Origin of the sequence: Lentisalinibacter orientalis, assembly GCF_040706535.1 — a bacterium.
GTDB lineage: Bacteria > Pseudomonadota > Gammaproteobacteria > Steroidobacterales > Woeseiaceae > Lentisalinibacter > Lentisalinibacter orientalis.
Map to the genome: position 1 here is coordinate 2,039,762 of NZ_JAPDRJ010000001.1, position 17,361 is coordinate 2,057,122.

Sequence of the window (17,361 nt, forward strand, 5' to 3'; positions counted from 1 at the left end):
TTGGCCACGCATGCGACTCGAGGAACTTTGTGATGTCACGTCGAGCAAACGAATCTATGCGAAGGAATTGGTCCCTTCAGGTGTGCCATTTCTGAAGAGCAAGGAGATTATCGAGAAGGTGAATGGCCAAGGCCACTCGAACCTTCTATTTATCTCGGAAGAGCGGTTTCAGCAGATTATTGAGCAGACCGGTGCCCCTGAAGCAGGAGATGTGCTTCTTACATCGCGAGGTACACTGGGCGTTCCCTACGTTGTCAGAGCGACAGATCGGTTTCACTTTGCGGACGGAAATCTGACTTGGTTCAGGAACTTCCACAATTTGGACAGTCGGTTCTTGAGCTACTTTTTCTTGTCTCCCTCAGGAAGAGCGGAGCTGGCAAAGTGTGTCATTGGATCTTCCCAGGCGGCGTATACAATCGCTGCCCTGAAGAAGATTGAGATCGCACTTCCACCCCTCCCGATGCAGCGGAGCATTGCCTCCATGCTCTCCGCCTACGACGACCTCATAGAGAACAACACGCGTCGCATCGCGATACTCGAAGAGATGGCCTGGCGGGTCTATGAGGAGTGGTTTGTTAGCTTTCGATGCCCGTCTGCCTCACCGAGTACTGAGAACGGTGCGTTACCGAGAGGGTGGCGGAAGATGGCGTTATCCGATCTTGTACAGACCCAGTATGGTTACACGGCATCAGCCAGCGACGACCCTGTCGGGCCGCATTTCCTTCGCGGTATGGACATTAATAAGCGGACGCACATAGATTGGACAACTGTTCCTTACTGCCCAATCACTCCAAAGGATCACGAGAAGTTCCAGCTGCGGGTGGGTGATGTACTGATGATCCGTATGGCCGACCCCGGCAAGGTGGCACTCGTTGAGAAGGATGTTGATGCGGTGTTCGCATCATACTTGGTCCGCTTTACGATTCGTGATGATGTCGTTAGTCCTCTGTTCTTGTTCTATACGCTTTCGGCGCGCCGCTATCAGGACTTCATTTCGGGGGCAAGCACTGGCACAACGAGGAAGAGTGCGAGCGCAAAGTTGATGACGTCGCCTGAGATCGTCGTTCCGCCGCGCGAGGTTGTCAGTGAGTTTGACGGAGTGGTTCGACCGATGCGCAATCTCGTGAATCGTCTGGTGGAGATCAACGCAAATCTCAGGCAACAGAGGGACCTCCTGCTCCCTCGCTTGGTTTCTGGGAAGCAGAGGGTGCGGCAGGCGTCCGCGAATCGGGAGGAAGCGACTGCGTGAGTCCTCACGGCTACACGGAGGACGCCTCGGTAGAGCGGCCGAGCCTTGAGCTGCTATCAGACCTCGGATGGGAGACAGCGAACCTCTATCAAGAGTGGGCCGCAGGACGCTCCTCAGAAGGCCGACAGTCTGAGCATGACGTCTTCTTGGTGCCTCGCCTGAGGTCGGCCCTGCGGCGACTGAATCCAGATGTTCCTGATGACGGGATAGAGAAGGCGATAGAGACCCTAACCGCTGACCGGTCAAAGCTGCTCCCCGTTAACGCTAACAACGAGCTTTACGACCTCCTCAAGGGTGGCATAAAGATAAAGGTGCCGGATGGCCGGGGAGGGGATGACACGACTACCGTGCTTGTTGTGGACTGGCGTGATCCTCCGGCAAACGACTTCTTCGCGGCATCGCAATTCTGGGTCGCCGGCGACATGTACCGGAAGCGCCCCGATGTGATCGGGTTTGTGAACGGAATCCCTCTGCTGTTATTTGAGTTTAAGGCCAGCCAGCAGCCCATCAAGCACGCATACGACTACAACCTCACGGATTATCGCAGCACAATCCCGCAACTGTTCACTCCGAACGCCTTTGTTCTCTTGTCGAACGGTAGCGCCACTAAGATCGGCAGCTCCTTCGCACCGTGGGAACACTTCTACGAATGGAAGCGGATCAACGACGAAGGGGAGCGTGGCATCGTCTCCCTTGAGACGGCCATAATGGGGACCTGTGAGAAGGACCGCCTGCTGGACCTGATCGAGAACTTCATCGTCTACGAGGAGGAGCGGGGCGGGCTGATCAAGAAGCTGGCCAAGAACCACCAGTACCTTGGCGTCAACAAAGCTATTCACCAGGTGCAGGAGATCAGGGAGAACCAGGGCCGCCTGGGCGTCTTCTGGCACACGCAGGGAAGCGGGAAGTCCCTCTCCATGGTCTTCTTCACACAGAAGGTCCTTCGGACGGTCCCTGGGAGCTGGACCTTCGTCGTCGTAACGGATCGCGAGGAACTCGACGATCAAATCTACGGGACCTTCGCCGCGACAGGCGCGGTGACCGAGGAGAAGGCGCAGGCCACCAGTGGCAAGCACCTACAGCAGCTGCTCCAAGAGAACCACCGCTACGTCTTCACTCTGATCCAGAAGTTCCAGGCGCGGGACGGTACGGAGTACCCGAAGCTCTCGGATCGCGACGACATCATCGTTATCACCGATGAGGCCCACCGAAGTCAGTACGACACTCTCGCGCTGAACATGAGGAACGCACTGCCCAACGCGGCCTTCCTTGGCTTCACCGGGACCCCGTTGATTTCAGGAGAGGAAGAGCGAACCCGTGAGGTCTTCGGTGACTACGTCTCCGTCTACAACTTCTCGCAGTCCGTGGCTGACGGCGCAACCGTTCCCCTCTACTACGAGAACCGCATCCCAGAGCTGCAGCTCACCAACGAGAACCTCAACGACGATCTTGAAGACCTCCTTGAGAACGCTCTGCTGGACGAGGAGCAGGAGAAGAAGCTCGCCCGTGAGTTCGGGCGGGAGTACCACCTGATCACTCGCGACGAACGGCTGGACAAGGTCGCGGAGGATGTCGTCGATCACTTCATTGGCCGCGGGCATCGCGGTAAGGCCATGTTTATCGCCATCGACAAGGCCACCGCGGTCAAGATGTACGACCGTGTACAGGCACGGTGGAAGGACAGGATCGAGAAACTCAAGGCAGCGATACCGAGAGTTTCAGGCGCGAAGCGTGAGGCCTTAGAGGACGAGATAAGAGAGCTGGAGGCGACGGACATGGCCGTCGTCGTCTCCCAGGCTCAGAACGAAGTCGCCCAGATGGCAGAGAAAGGCGTGGACATCGTGCCGCACCGCAAGCGGCTCGTGGAGGAGGACCTCGACGAGAAGTTCAAGGACCCGCACGACCCCCTTCGACTCGTCTTCGTCTGCGCCATGTGGATCACTGGGTTCGATGTCCCGTCATGCTCCACCATCTACCTCGACAAGCCGATGCGTAACCACACGCTTATGCAGACGATCGCCCGCGCGAACCGTCGCCACGGATCGAAGGAGGCGGGCCTGATCGTTGACTACGTCGGCGTCTTCAGGAATCTGCAGAAGGCTCTGGCGATCTATGGTGGCGCTACGGGTGGCGGCGATACGCCGATCAAGAACAAGGAGGAGCTGGTCGAGTACCTCAAGCAGCTCATCGCCGAGGTGCTGGCCTTCTGCCACGAGAAGGGCATCGACACCAAAGCGATCCAGGACGCTTCCGGCTTCGAACGGGTCCGTCTGCTGGACGATGCGGTAGAGGTACTGATCGAGAGCGAGGAGACCAAGAAGAACTTCCTGAGCCGTGCCGCGAAGGTGAACCGTATCTACCGGGCAGTGCTGCCGGACAAAGTGGCCAGTCAGTTCGCTCCCGACGCCGTGCTGCTCTCCGTCCTCGCTCAGAAGATCAGGTCCCTCACGCCTCCCCCGGACATCTCCGAGGTGATGGGACATGTGGAGGAGCTGCTGGACCGCTCCATCGCCGCGGAGGGTTACGAGATGCCCGACACGGAGGGACAGGAGCATCTCATCGACCTCAGTCAGATCGACTTCGACAAGCTGCGGGAGCAGTTCAGCACCTCCCGCAAGCGGACGGAGGCAGAGAAGCTCAAGGCGATGATCGAGCGGACGCTGCAGGACATGGTGGTCCGCAACCGCTCCCGCGTGGACTACCTTGAGAAGTTCCAGCAGATGATCGACGAGTACAACTCAGGCAGTAAGAACATCGAGGCGTTCTTCGAGGAGCTGATCAGGTTCGCCCAGAGCCTGAATGAGGAGGACCAGCGAGGAGTCCGTGAGGGGCTCTCTGAGGAAGAGCTGGCCATCTTCGACATCCTTACCCGGCCGGGGCCAGACCTTTCGAAGTCGGAAGAGGCGAACGTCAAGCGGGTCTGTAAGGAGATGATGGCGACGCTGAAGCGGGAGCAGCTCGTTCTCAACTGGCGGGTCACTCAGCGGAACCGGGCGAGGGTACGCAGAGCGATTGAGCTACAGCTCGACAAGCTGCCTGAATCGTACGGTGAGGACATCTTCGAGGAGAAGTGCGAGCAGGCGTACAGGCACGTCTATAACTCGTACTTTGGGGACGGACAGAGCGTGTATGCGTGACGGAGGACTGATTGGCTATTCAATTCGCTCGATAGCTGTCGCGACGTTATCTTGGTAATAGCTCAGCAAGGCTTCCAGATCATTAACCGCGCACTGTACGTACTCTGCTGTCACACTGATTTGGCCATCTGAGACGCGGACTCCGTCACACTTCTCAATTGCCCGCCTCCGCTGTCGATTGAGACCAAGAGTGCTTCCGTTGTCATGGACAATCGCATTACGTAGGTTTATCAGTCTGATGATCGGCTTCCAAAGACGCTTCGGCCTCGCAAATCGCCCATAAGCCTCCAAGTAGAGTCTTGTTCTCTCCCATTTCTGACCTGCAAGGTTTCTTACCTCGAAAAGTACGGAATCTTCAGGCAAGACCGCCTTTAGGCGGCTGCAGGCAGCCTCAAGGGCCGATTCCAAAAGTGATACTAAATAAATGACGTCTGAGTATCGAATGCGCTTGTAGAAGTAGTCGATCGCAATCATGCCGCTGTCGTTTATGACTTCGACGTTGAGATTTGACTGCTGTCCAATGTACGCAAGTTCCGTCTTGCGCATCTTCTCGTATAGGGCTTCGGTCTCCTCTATGTGCCATCTAAAAAGGGATAGTTCGTAAAGTGGCAGAAACGAGGTAGCAGCAACTTCCTTGCGGAATTCCTTGTCGATTCGATTCTTCAGGTACTCAGGTAGTTCGAGATCATCGTTGTCCATGACTCAGTTCGCATCCGCCAATTAACTGTAGTACTATTACTCACGAACCACTGAAAGCGCGAATGCGCCGTAGGTGGTGAGAAAGGCGGCCGCGAGGCCGCCTTTTTGTTTAGGCCGGATGGTATCGAATTCCAAAATGGTCGTCGCCGGCCGCGGCCTTGTTGAGGCTTGGTTCGATTGCGGTTAGCCAGCCATCTATTGTCGTGGTAGTCACGAACGGCCTGAGTCGCTTTGGTAGGCTGGCGATTCCCTTCGAGGTTAGGGCGCGATAGTAGACGACTTGAGCAACGACGTCCGCTAACTGAATGAAGTGTGACTGAGCAGAGCTTTTAGGCAGCGGGTCTTCGATCAGTCCTACGATCTCCCTACGACGTGAAGTCGCCGCAAATTTGGAGGGTATGTAGTTTATTTGCTGTATACGGCGCGTCGTCTTCCGCATCTTACCCACGCGGCCCTCGTCCGTGATGACGAGAAAGCGATGCTCCGCATTAGCGCGAGGGTTGAGGTCATTTTCGATTCGCTGCACGGAGAACTTCAGTGCCGTGTCCAGCACCTCGTACCCTGGATTTATGATCGGAGGTTTGAGGATAGCGACATTAATTATCTTCAGTTCTTGTCGGCCAATGAACTCGCAGAACCTGCTGAAAATTTCAATGCGAGTCGCGGGCGTGAATCCAAACCGCGTATAGGGCTTCTTGTTCAGCAAGAAATAGCGCGAGTGCATCTCTAACTTCACGGGAAACCCATAGTCTTCTTTTAAGCTGCGGCGGAAATCTACTATTGCTTGGTAGATTGCCTGCCAGTTTCTGTAGTCAAGGTACAGAACGCTTAGGACGAACACTGGGGAGGAATAGCGGGGATAGCCATCATCACCCGCCTCATCGTAGTAAGCGACGGTCATCGTCATGGCCGAAACACTCCTTGTCTGACTGTGACGCTATAGCGGTAGGTTATCAGCGAAGATGACCGTTACAAGTGAAGGTGTCCACGGAGCCTAACCGCCGACAGTGATTTCCAACGGAAAACACAGATTGGAAGAGAGACGTTGGCGTTTGAAATGAATCGTTGCGCTGGGTCTTGTAGTTCGTCCGAGTAGCTGACGACGGCTTCCTAAAGCGGCCCCTGTGCCCCGCTAAGCGACGCTGAAAAGGCCGCTACTCTGCCATTGGTCCGCCCAGATCGTCCCGGAGGCGGTACAAGGCGCTACAAGGCGGTACAAGACGACTACCTAAGGCCAGCAACGGCGGCCCATGGTGAGTTTCTAAGGGATGCGCCGCCGGCAATGCGTGTCATCGGCCGCGGCCTCGTTCAAAGGAGGTGAGCGTCAGCGGATCCAACAATTGCCCGACAGGCGGTCCGAATTGATCGTTTTCTCATGAAATAGGATTTTCCCCCGTTTCTTTTCCTACTAAGCGACTTTATCGTATCTCACTGAACATCTTCAGAGCTCACTGAACGTTGAAAGGAGATCGCCGATGAAGAGAAGGTCTGTATCTATAACGTCACCAGATCTGTATCCACTGCTGAATTCGGATGCGAACTGGATATCGCATAGGGGGCTAGTTTCGGAGCTATTGGCAGAAGTACACGAGCTCAAAGCCCGCAAAGCGGGCCGAAACTACATTGGGCAGCGTTTGCGCGATGCGATCAAGCAAGGACGAATCGCAGCGAGAGGCGTCCGAGCCCAGAAGGTCCTTTATCGCCCTTCAGTAATCTCCTGGTTGGCCGAAGAATTTCCCACTACGAAATCCTCTTTGAACGCTGTCTTTTGGGAGGCAAAAGATGTCGAGCCGGTGGAAGGACAAGGGGAAATCGGCGTAGCTACAAGGCCGAGTGAAGTAGCGGCGGCTAAGGATATGGAGACGTACTACCAATGGGTCATCCTCGGGTTGAAGAGCAAGATTCGCGAATTGCGCCCAGCAGCGAAGGCTTGGGAGAAGGAGGTGGCGAGAAGGAGCGCTTTCGGAAAGCAAGGGGGGCGCGGCAAGGCTAAATAAGCAAAACAGAACCCTCGAAAGCCTTGTTGGGGCACCGAGAATTGGAAGATCCTGATTCCTCTTGAAACCAGATAGATGACGAGAGGTCCGAAAATGGCTCACCGATTCTTGCGACTTCCAGATGTAATGCAGAGGACGGGACTTTCCCGCAGTAGCATCTACGCCAAAATTGCCGAGCAAGACTTTCCATCGCCCGTTCGTCTGGGAGCACATGGACGCTCCGTCGCCTGGGTGGAGGCAGAAGTTATCGGCTGGATAGAGCAGCAGATTGTGCGGGAGCGACGCGGCCCGATCGCAGGAAGCTGATGGTGGGTTCGGTCAGTAGTGCTTTGGTAAGACAATCAGCGATGTTTGGGCGTGCGCGACGTTTACCTCCACTCCCACCATTCGGGCGAGCCTTCGTCATCGAGAGGCCCTCAGCCGGGCCGTGGGTTGCGTGCGGGCCGCTCGGGTGGGAGTACGCTAGGCAGAGGCCGTGGCCGGTCATGGTGATGCCCAGCGGCGGCAACCCTCACCGATATAGTTGGCCAGTATCGCATGATAGCGTGCTAATCATCGAGACCGGCCCGATGAATGATGCCGCACTGCTAAATCTGGCAGGAGCTCTTTACAGGCAGGCTGCACGCTGCGTTGTCTGCTACAGGCTAGAGGCGCGTCGGCGAGACACTGACGGTCGCTTGTTCGTTGACTGGCCTCGCTAAAGCCGCTCTCATGGCAGCTCCAGCGATAAATCTAAGCCCGCAAAGAGACCAACTCTTGCTAGGCGAGAATCGACTCCTTCGATTTCGGGATCTACAGTCGATGGCGCGTCCACAATCGCTCATTAGTGGAGTTCTCTACTCAGGGACGGAAACTGTGCTTTTCGGGCCTCAAGGCGCTGCAAAGACGTTCTTGATCATAGACTGGTGCCTGCACTTGATACATGGCAGGCAATGGATCGGGAGAAAGACGAGACGCGCACGATGCTTGATTGTGTGTGGCGAGGGAGGCGGTCGGCTGCTTGCCGATCGGATAGAGGCCTGGTTGCACTACTACGGGATAGAGACAGATAAAGATGTGCAAGCCAACCTGCGTGTGACGGAACATCCCATGCAAATGCTCCTGGATGACAGTTTTGACGAGCTACTTACACTCATTGAAGCTGAAGAGGACCCGTTCGACTTGATTGTCATCGACACGCTCGCGGCGAATCTCGGCCCAGGCGATGAGAATTCCGCGGCAGATATGGCTGCATTCTGCGCTGCTATACGTCAACTTCGTTTAGCAACCGGTGCAGCTGTGGTTGTCGTGCACCATACTGGGCATAGCGATAGAACTCGACCGCAAGGCTCGAATCTTCTGCGGCGGAATCCGGACGTAGAACTCAGGGTGGATCGGTGCCCACATGATGAAGCGCTCTTTAGGTTGATTGGGGGTGGCAAACTCAAGTGCAGACACGGTGCGGGCTGTGGAGAGATTCCGTACCGCTTGATTAATGTAAGACTCAATAAGCAGGACGATGAGGGAGAGACGATAACGTCCTGTGTCGTAGCGCAAGCTAGCGAAGCTCCACAGGTCGATCGGGGACAACATGTACCTAGGAGGATCGGAAAGAATCAAGTTGCCGCCATTCGCATTCTTAATTCGCTCATCTCGGCAAGTCACTCCGAGAATGCAGACGGGACCTACATCACGATGTCCACGTTCAGGTTAGCTATGACGGAAGCTGGAATTCGAAAGCAGGCTGTGACGAAGGTAGTGAACTCATTCGAACGCCATAAGTGGATTGCGCTAAAAGCTGCGGGGTTTGAGTGGAAGCCGCCAGAATCAATTGCGAAGCTTGGCGAGTAGGTAACCGTACCCCTTGCTATTAGAAGCAAGGGGTTACGAGTGGTTACTTCCGCTCGCGTCACAGGGGTTACTGACGTTTACGATTGGTTACCTCAAGAGGTTACAAAGTGTTACTCGATGCCTGCGTTTCCGGTCGTTTATCCTTGTGCCTCATCCTCCAATTGACGCGATGACTCGACGCGGATCAGATAGTCGTGGACATGAAGCTTAAGAATCGTCCTCGGGTGATGACACTGCGGCCCGTGGCGGCCGGATCCGACTTCAATCGCAGGTCCGAGGTATCGCGACAATAAATGAAGACACAGATCACCTGGACGGAGCTATCCTCGGCGACATGGTCGTCGATGCGATCCAGAAACAATGTAAGCGGTACGTCAACGGCACTCCTCGCAAGCGATAATCGGTAAAGCCTGATCGATGCGGTGAAGATCATTGGCACCAACCGCACGCGTATCCCCGGACCGTGTCCATGGACTTGCCGCAAGAAATATGGGTCAACGAGATCAGAGGCTCGTGGCCCGTCCGGCATGACAGCCAAGGATTGCTGCGAGTATTATGGAATGGCTAGCCCGGCGGGAAAAGCTATAACCAATCAAACCGATGCCGCGCTTCAGACAGAATCACCGGTAAAACATGGGGGATGTTTATATGGCCACTCAACTCGTTGGAGAACGCAAGGGGACGACGTTACACGGAAGTCTATCGGGTCTGTCTTTCGTTGTTTGTGGTGCATTTCTGCTCGGCTATTGCGTCTTGGCTAAGGCTCAAGACGACATGCCACCTGATGCACCCGAAGTGCCTCAAGACCAGCCTCGGTTCTTGGTTTCGCCAGAGTTGGTTGAATCTCAACTCTCGGAGGCTGCTGCTTTCGATCCTCAGGCGATGTCGCTTGACAATGGCGGACCCGCGGTCTGTGAGGCTGTCCTTACGCATGCGGCGAACGTCTACGCACGGGAGTTTTCGCTGGACGATAAGAAATCATGGGTTTACGCAAAGAAATGCGGCTCATCATCCGGGTCGTCAAGCGCGGGCATAGACTTGCTCGTGGGGAAACTCCCTGTCGGATTCTCGGGCAGTAGGCAGGAACAAGCTAAGTGGTGCAACGAGAATGAGCGCTACAGCCGAAGGACGCAAGGATACGAACGGATTGAAAATCAAGTAATGGCAACTGCCATTCAGAACTGGTCGCAGTGTATTGAGGCATATGCAAGTAACCTCATTATTCGAGTGAGCCCATCACTGGATGACAATGTTTTTCAATTTCGCATAAAGAACGGAACAAACAATCGGCAAAAGCTCACTAGCTTAAGTGTTATCTCTAATGAAGGAAGGGGTGTAACCTGCGACACAAGCATTCCCCCGGACATTGAAATCCGGCCGGCTGAATACCACAGTTTCGTTTGCCAGAGGACCTATGTTGAGGTCGAGCGGCTTGGCGAACCGTATAAGGTCTTACCTGGTGGATCGATCTCAATTGGCAACCCTCTATCTCCTTATTTGTATTCATTTGAGGAGCGTTACAAAGATGGTCTCATACCAGAACCTGACATAGTAAAGACTGTCTTTCGACTCGACGGGCAACACATCGCCACTAAGGGGTACTGGGGAGGAGGTGCGGCGCACGCGATGCTTTACTGTGGAGGCGTGATACCGAACGATAAGCCCCGCCCTGGTTTTGATTTGATCGATATGGGAAAGCGTGAAGTTCGAGTTGCAGGCCGAGGACTTTGCGGTCGGGCGCCGCACTGTGATTCCCACAACGAGTTTTGCCAAGAGGTATTCTGGGTCAAAGGTTGTTACATAAATAAAGTTTGGCACGATTGGTACAAGGACAAGATTGCTCAATCGAACATTGCATACTCCAAAGAAGCAGTCTGCGCAGTCCAGTAGTTCAATGTAGAAGGCGGGAGCCCCGCGATTTGCGGCGCTCCCGCCTGCGAAACAAGGTCGCTTGAGTCCTATCCTCCCCATCGACAAGATCTCTCATCAGTCCCATCTTATGCTCACGAAGCGCTATTACCGGTTACTACGAGAGAGGATGCGTCGATGGAAGCCCGTCAAGGTCCCGCTCGATGGTGTGGCGGAGCTGCTGCCGAAAGAGTGAGGTGGGGTGAGGTAAGGGAAACAGAATAAGAAGAATGTCCGACTGGCCTCCTGCACTGACGCTAGAAACCGAGCCGGTATTGAAGCTCTTTACCGGGGAGAACTTCTATTCTTCCGCAGATGCCGCCTTGCGGGAGGCTGTCCTGAACGCAATTGATGCGATCGGGCGACGTGGGGGTGTAGACCCTGAGATTAGCGTTGTCTTCGACAAAGATAACCAGACCATCGAGATTGCAGATAACGGCGATGGCATGGGTAGGGACGCGCTGTCGAATCTATTCTCAAAAGTTGGTGCTTCTGCAGCGCAGCTTAAGGGCAACTATCGGGCTGTAGGCGAGTTTGGGATTGGCGCGCTTAGCTATTTTCTGGTTGCTGACGAGTACGACATCGATACCCGTAAATCCGAATCTGAGCGGCTATCTCTAAGATTTTCTAAGCAGATGCTTGATGGGGTGACGACTGCGACCGAGATCACGCCTACGAGGACTGATACAGGAACAACGCTGAAGCTTCACGTTTCCTCTTCTGATCTCCTGGATCTCTGCCTTAAGCGCTTTTCCCACTGGATGAGGAGCGTTCGCGGATTGGAGGCTTGGGTCTTGCCTGAAGACCAAGAGATTGTTCAGGGTGGATTGAGCAGAAAGGTAAGGATGATTACGCCGCCGGAACTCCCTGACTGGATCGAGAGCGCAGAGATTGGTCCTCCGGAGGATTTGAGCATATGGGACAGCTATGATGGCAGAGCGCAAATTGATGTGCTGTATCGAGGAGTATTCGTCGAGCGGCTAAGCGTCGAACAGCTGTGGGGCCTAGAGGGAGCCATCCACGTCGATCCGAAGCACTTTCGGCCCATGCTTAATCGTGAAGGTTTCGTCGGTGAAACCCTCAAAGCCGAAATGACGCCCTTCCTTCAGTCCGCTCATCCAGCAGTTCTTGAATCAGCTATCGGCTGCATCCAAGACTTGCTCACTTCGAAAGACGATTGGAGCAGAAACAAGGCGATTACTCTTTGGCTCGCGGTTCCGCGCAAAGAGCCTTATTCGAGAGCCGTCGAGCTATGGGATTCAGAGTTTCGCTCGCTTAAGGTTTTTCGACTACTTGGTAAGACCGAGGATCGCCAAGTATCAATCACGGATGTACAGCAGCTCAATGCTGCGAAGATTTACCTTGCGCCTGACCAGCTCGACTCCGCTAACCCGATAGTGGGTCAGGCCATTCGTGTACTTCGCGGTCGGGGTGAAACGGTTGTTCAGGGCTTGAAGCGTGACGGCGGGTACCTGTCCACTGTGTCAGTGCCTGCCCAATATTCCTCGTGGTTACTGCTTAACGCGTTCCGGGAAGAACTGCCACAGATCATAGAAGTTCAGGGTGTCGCGCAGGAGCTGGTCCGCCAACAAAGCCTGGCTGAAGTCTATACAACTGTTCCCGTGGTAAAGCTTGTGAATCTCGGTGCGGGTTCCGTTCCGTTCCTGACGGTAGCGGATGAAATCTGGATAAATGTGGAAGCCGAGTCGGGGCAGAAGATTCTGGAAGAGATCTGCAAGAGAAATGAGGGGCATCTTGGTCTCTGGGTCGCATGCATGATGCATGCGCCAGGCGAAGGCCGGCTGGATCAGGTCGGCAATCTGTTGCGCCGGCGCCACCCGGAGATCGAACGCCTTGGACTGGTTAGACGGCAGTACCTTCGGTCCTTGCTGCCGTGAACGTTCTTTTGTTTACAGGTGCTGGTGCTTCGGTCGAGCTTGGCGTTCCAGCCATGCGGAGAATGGTTGAGCAGTTCCGGGATCATTTGCATGACCTAGCATTGCCTGGAGACGTCGTCGAGAAGATAGACAAGCTCGTTGGAGACAACAACAACGATATGGAGCAGGTTATAGACATCATCGATGGTGTTGAACGCGGGTATCAATCGCGACGTAAGCTGGGTGAAACTCTCGATGAATCAGAAATCGTGCCTTACGTCACTATACGCCAGGAGGCTGAGTGGTTCGTCCAACATTGCTGTGAGCAGATTCGCGCTAACGCCGCCGTGCTAATGTGGTCGCCTACCCTTCGCTATGCACAGGATGAAGGTCTAACCATCGCTACTACAAACTATGACCGGGCTGTAGAGATTGCAGCAGCACGTCTATCGATCAATTTAGTTGACGGGTTTCGCGAATACTCTGGTAAGGAGTATGCGCAGTGGGTCGGGTTCGAAGAGGGCCAGGAAGGAATACAGCTTCTAAAACTACACGGCTCCACGGATTGGTATCGAACTGCGAGCGATGAAGTATTTAAACTTCGGCATCCGATGCCTTTGTTCGGGGAGCTCGAGCTGCACCAGGCCGAATTGGAGGGCCGAGCTCTTGTGAGTGGTCTGATCTTGCCCTCCCGCGAGAAGCTAACAACGCTTTTTCCGTTTCCCGCATCAGGAGCCTTTTTTAGGCATAGGGCGAAACGCGCAGAAGTCGCCGTTTTTCTTGGCTCTTCCTTGCGCGATCCGCACATGCGTGATGTATGCGTCGATTGTGCGAAGGACAAACCAACATTTGTTGTTTCGAGGTCTGGGGTATTCGCTGAAGGCACGGTACCCGAGGGTGCTAGGGTTATCAGGGAAGGCGCCGCTAGATTCCTCATGACGACCTTCCCGGAGTTTCTGCGTACACGTGAATTGGGCGTACTCGAGACATCTGCAGAAGTCAGCGAGCCGGACAGCACGCGTCTATTGCATTGGCTCGCGTCAGCTTCGGACACGACCCTCGAAACAGAGACCCGCTGTAAAGCTATAGAGTCGATTGCTGATGCCACTTTGAGTCTTCACGTGCAGGAAATTGAGACTCTATTGAGGAGCGAAGATGTGGATGTGGCGACTTATGCGCTTGGACTCATATCCACTGCCTACGAGAAGTCTACATTGCGACAAATCGCTCAAGGCATCGCCAAGCCTGGTACGGGATTTCACAGGGAGCTTGAGACACTCTTGGGATTCCTAGATGCCGCGAAAGAACGCTCGCCAGCGTAGAGGAAGGAAGAACGCAGGTGCTGGCAGGTCAATTTCGCACAGTGTTCGGAGATTAATGCGTAAGCTTCCCCGACTGAGCGACAGGTAGAAACTGAAGTCGTCTTGTGGTGCTGCGCTAAGCTGTTCGACCTGTTGGCCAGTACGGCACGACAGCTTGGCCTTGCAAATGTATGATCAAAATCTGGCTGCGGATGGTCGTCGAGCGACGAGCATGCCTTGGACACTCTCATATTCTATGTCGATAGGCTCAAGAACGGACTTAGGGAGCAACCTATGCCATCAGAGGATGAGAAATACCACTTTGACCGCCTTCGCAGCGAGATAAGCTACGAAGCGAATCTTATCGTCCAGCGTACTAGCTGGTTTGTGACTGCACAGGCTTTTTTCTTTGGCTCCTTGGCTGTAGGACTGGATCGCAGTCCGGACCGCCAATTGTCTCTCGAGCAGAGCGTATACTATCCGCTCATTCCGATTCTTGCTCTGGCGATTTCGGTCTTGATTTTAGTGTCAGTCTGGGCCGCGATTGTTAGTGCGAACGACACGCGGCACGCGTTAAACATGTTCCTTGACGATCATCCAGAGTTTAGGGATTTTACTCGTCGCCGCTCACGCTGGGTCGTTTCGATAGGTTTGGCCTCAACAGTCCTCATTCCAATTATGTTCGTAGGAGCTTGGCTATACCTGCTATGGCCATGGGTGGTTAGCTAATTTATTGCGCTGGTCTCAACGTATTTCTCGTAGCGAAGTTTCAATGTCAGAAAGTAAAGAAGAACGGGTCTTATCTCAGATCGTGGCGGAAGCCGGACTCGGACGCATAGAAGAGATCTCGCCATTGCGAGCCCACGGGTCAGCTAGAAGGATATACAGGATTTTTTTGGCTGATGGGTTCACTGTCGTGGGTATATGGAATGATGCCCACGAAGAAAACGCGGCATTTATAGATTTCGCTCGAGCGTTTCTCGGCATCGGTCTACGAGTGCCTAGGATTTATTCACCCACTTATCCGGCAGCCTATATTGAGACTGATCTCGGCGACGTAACACTTATGGACAGTCTTGTCAGCGCGCGGGCCGCGGGCGAAATAAGTCAGACTGTGAGGGGCCATTACGAAAGAGCTCTAGAGGACCTAGTTGTATTTCAAGTGCAAGGGTTGGGTGTGATTGATCCAGAGCTTTGCTACCAAGGGGCCCGTTTTGATGGTGACGCGATCGAGCTCGATGTTCGTTACTTCCAAGAGCAATACCTTGCACGCAGCGTTGGAGCGGAGAGCAAACATGAACTAGATGCAGATATTTGCGAGCTTCGTCAGTATGGGGAGAAATATCTGCGCGGTTTTTTCATGTACCGTGACTTCCAATCTAGGAATATCATGATTAGGGACAACGAGCCTTGGTATATCGATTTTCAGTCTGGTCGTGAAGGTCCCCTGCAATACGACGTCGCTTCGCTGCTTTTTCAGTCCCAAGCCGATCTCCCTTATCGATTAAGGGAGGAGCTACTGGACCACTACATCGAGACTTTGGCGGAATTTATTGACTTCGACGAAAGGGACTTCAGGAATGACTTTTACGTGTATGTCTTAATCCGAGCCCTCCAGAATCTGGGCGCATACGGAAAGCTGGGTCTGGGTCAAGGAAAGAAGTACTTTCGCGAGTCAATCCCCTTCGCACTAGCGAACTGCCGATATTTGCTCAATAAATGGCCTGAGACTCTCGATTGCCCGACGTTACGGAATAGGATCGAGAAGATAGTAGAGAATGACAAGAGTTAGCGTCTATAGCTATTCAATCAAATACCGCAGGAAGTTTCCGTTCGGGCCGCCTTTCTTCAATTTCGTCTTTGACTGTCGAGGCGTGCCAAACCCTGGCCGTATCGCTGAGCTAAAAGACAAAACGGGGCTAGATATGGAGGTTACCGACTTTCTTGATCGGGACTTACGCGCCCAACGTTTTCTCGGCGACGTTTCCGAGTTACTGCACAGCACTCTGCGAACTTTCATCGAGAAAGAGTATAAGACTTGTCGAGTAGGCTTCTGCTGTACCGGCGGGAGACACCGATCGGTGTACTTTGCGGAGCGGATTGCGTCTTCTGTGCGGGAGCTACTTCGGCCGGACGCGCTCTGCTTGTACCACCTAGATATCGACAGCAACTACACGTGTGCTGATAAACCTGTTGATAGAATGGGGTGATCCAGCGTCCTCGACAAGTGGACGCGGTCTTGGCCGTGTAGTGGCTAATCGATGGCAAATTGCACGAGGACTGGCGAGCCGTGAGGTAATTGGCCAATCTGCAATATGGCGAAGCGACCACCATGGATGCGAGGAGATTCGGCAATCATGTCAGACTCTACCGAATCCGAGGCAACAATCCGTCGGTGGTGATACTCTCCAGATGCGTGCTATCCGTGATCTCTACTATCAGAGCTAGGTGGCATCGTCGATCGCATTTATGCGTTATTCAGTGACTTTACTTTTGAGTGGATGTAGTTAGTCGATTGGCTTCACGGTCAATATCGTCGAGTTACCTTTTCCAGAAGCTCAGAGCCTCCACGAGAACGTCTCTCTGATCCCTTCCCTGGAGACGGATCCGAATTGAACGAGTCCGTGTAGCGAGTTAGGGGGCCCATGTAGACGTCCTGAGCTGCCTCTTGCTGAAATTTCTTGAGCGGCGCGTCGCGGTCTAAAGCGATGAGCTGCCAAAGATGGGAGGTTATGGCTTCGTGCTCTGTACATCGGCCCATCCATCGTCTATCGCTCGTCGGAGTTCGGCGGATGTGTTCCCATCGACCTTATCCAAGACATGGCCTACGGCGCGCAGGAGAGTCAGGCAGGTGATGTAGCGCCGTCGCCAAGTAGAGCCTTGCACGCCGTAGGTGATTTCTGCAGTGTCATCTTGGCGGTACTCAAGTGCTGTTCTTGCTGTATCAGTTATGAATCTGATCCCACATCTAACGTTCTCTGCGTGGACGTTAGATAGAGCGAAAGGATGGGTAGGTCCATGGGTACGTCAGAAAGTACCCAGATAATTGTATTATATACAGTAATTTACGTGTCTAGTTAGCGGACACCCCCTCCGCCAAAAAATCGAAAAAGGGGCCCTCGTGCCCCTTTTTTGATTCTTGAGGTGCGGGGTGCCGTGGACGAACCCACCCGGGTCCGATCCGAGCGCGGCTTCGCCGCGCGGCAGACGGCAGCGTTTGGCGCCGCCGCCCGCAGGGTGAGCGCCGAAGGCGCGAATCAACCCCACGCCTCACTGCGTCATTCCCGGACTCTCCGACAGCAGCATCGGACCTAGAATATGCAGAGCATGGTCTTTTCGGGACGAACTCGCCGTCTGCGAGCC

The 17,361-nt window shown here is 54.2% G+C and carries 12 protein-coding genes; 10 read left to right on the forward strand and 2 right to left on the reverse strand.

Features of this window, described 5'->3' with window-relative positions; all coding sequences use genetic code 11:
• The first annotated feature begins 10 nt into the window (after positions 1 to 10).
• Together ACJMK0_RS09035 and ACJMK0_RS09040 are read left to right on the forward strand one after the other, a co-directional pair.
• Entirely contained in the window at positions 11 to 1,249 is a 1,239-nt protein-coding gene (locus tag ACJMK0_RS09035; RefSeq protein WP_405237551.1) for a restriction endonuclease subunit S, read from the forward strand.
• Positions 1,246 to 4,386 (forward strand): type I restriction endonuclease subunit R, encoded by a 3,141-nt coding sequence (locus tag ACJMK0_RS09040; RefSeq protein WP_405237553.1) that lies wholly within the window; start codon positions 1,246 to 1,248, stop codon positions 4,384 to 4,386. The genes ACJMK0_RS09035 and ACJMK0_RS09040 overlap by 4 nt, the downstream gene beginning before the upstream one ends.
• A gap of 15 nt (positions 4,387 to 4,401) precedes the next feature.
• On the opposite strand, the gene ACJMK0_RS09045 is transcribed toward ACJMK0_RS09040, so the two are convergent.
• Together ACJMK0_RS09045 and ACJMK0_RS09050 are read right to left on the reverse strand one after the other, a co-directional pair.
• Positions 4,402 to 5,085 (reverse strand): hypothetical protein, encoded by a 684-nt coding sequence (locus ACJMK0_RS09045; RefSeq protein WP_405237555.1) that lies wholly within the window; start codon positions 5,083 to 5,085, stop codon positions 4,402 to 4,404.
• 109 nt (positions 5,086 to 5,194) lie between these two features.
• A complete protein-coding gene (locus tag ACJMK0_RS09050) occupies positions 5,195 to 5,992 on the reverse strand; it encodes a DUF3800 domain-containing protein (protein ID WP_405237556.1) in 798 nt (265 codons plus the stop codon).
• A 568-nt stretch (positions 5,993 to 6,560) separates the two neighbouring features.
• On the opposite strand from ACJMK0_RS09050, the gene ACJMK0_RS09055 reads away from it, so the two are divergent.
• The 8 genes from ACJMK0_RS09055 (at position 6,561) to ACJMK0_RS09090 (ending at position 16,208) form a co-directional block, all read left to right on the forward strand.
• Positions 6,561 to 7,082 carry a hypothetical protein gene (locus ACJMK0_RS09055; protein ID WP_405237558.1) on the forward strand — a complete coding sequence of 174 codons (522 nt, stop codon included), beginning with the start codon at positions 6,561 to 6,563 and terminating at the stop codon, positions 7,080 to 7,082.
• A gap of 93 nt (positions 7,083 to 7,175) precedes the next feature.
• Positions 7,176 to 7,388: a helix-turn-helix transcriptional regulator gene (locus ACJMK0_RS09060; RefSeq protein ID WP_405237560.1), complete on the forward strand. Its 213-nt coding sequence runs from the start codon at positions 7,176 to 7,178 to the stop codon at positions 7,386 to 7,388.
• Between the two features lie 495 nt (positions 7,389 to 7,883).
• On the forward strand, positions 7,884 to 8,912 hold the full coding sequence (locus ACJMK0_RS09065; protein ID WP_405237562.1) for an AAA family ATPase: 1,029 nt from the start codon (positions 7,884 to 7,886) through the stop codon (positions 8,910 to 8,912).
• 648 nt (positions 8,913 to 9,560) lie between these two features.
• A complete protein-coding gene (locus tag ACJMK0_RS09070) occupies positions 9,561 to 10,802 on the forward strand; it encodes a hypothetical protein (RefSeq protein WP_405237564.1) in 1,242 nt (413 codons plus the stop codon).
• Positions 10,803 to 11,050: 248 nt separating this feature from the next.
• Positions 11,051 to 12,718: an ATP-binding protein gene (locus tag ACJMK0_RS09075; protein WP_405237566.1), complete on the forward strand. Its 1,668-nt coding sequence runs from the start codon at positions 11,051 to 11,053 to the stop codon at positions 12,716 to 12,718.
• Between the two features lie 62 nt (positions 12,719 to 12,780).
• Complete coding sequence (locus tag ACJMK0_RS09080) at positions 12,781 to 14,019, forward strand: SIR2 family protein (RefSeq protein ID WP_405237568.1); 1,239 nt, start codon at positions 12,781 to 12,783, stop codon at positions 14,017 to 14,019.
• A 751-nt stretch (positions 14,020 to 14,770) separates the two neighbouring features.
• Positions 14,771 to 15,790 carry an aminoglycoside phosphotransferase family protein gene (locus ACJMK0_RS09085; RefSeq protein ID WP_405237570.1) on the forward strand — a complete coding sequence of 340 codons (1,020 nt, stop codon included), beginning with the start codon at positions 14,771 to 14,773 and terminating at the stop codon, positions 15,788 to 15,790.
• Positions 15,777 to 16,208, forward strand: a complete 432-nt coding sequence (locus ACJMK0_RS09090) for a RapZ C-terminal domain-containing protein (protein WP_405237572.1) — start codon at positions 15,777 to 15,779, stop codon at positions 16,206 to 16,208. Before ACJMK0_RS09085 ends, ACJMK0_RS09090 begins: the two co-directional genes overlap by 14 nt.
• Positions 16,209 to 17,361 lie beyond the last annotated feature (1,153 nt).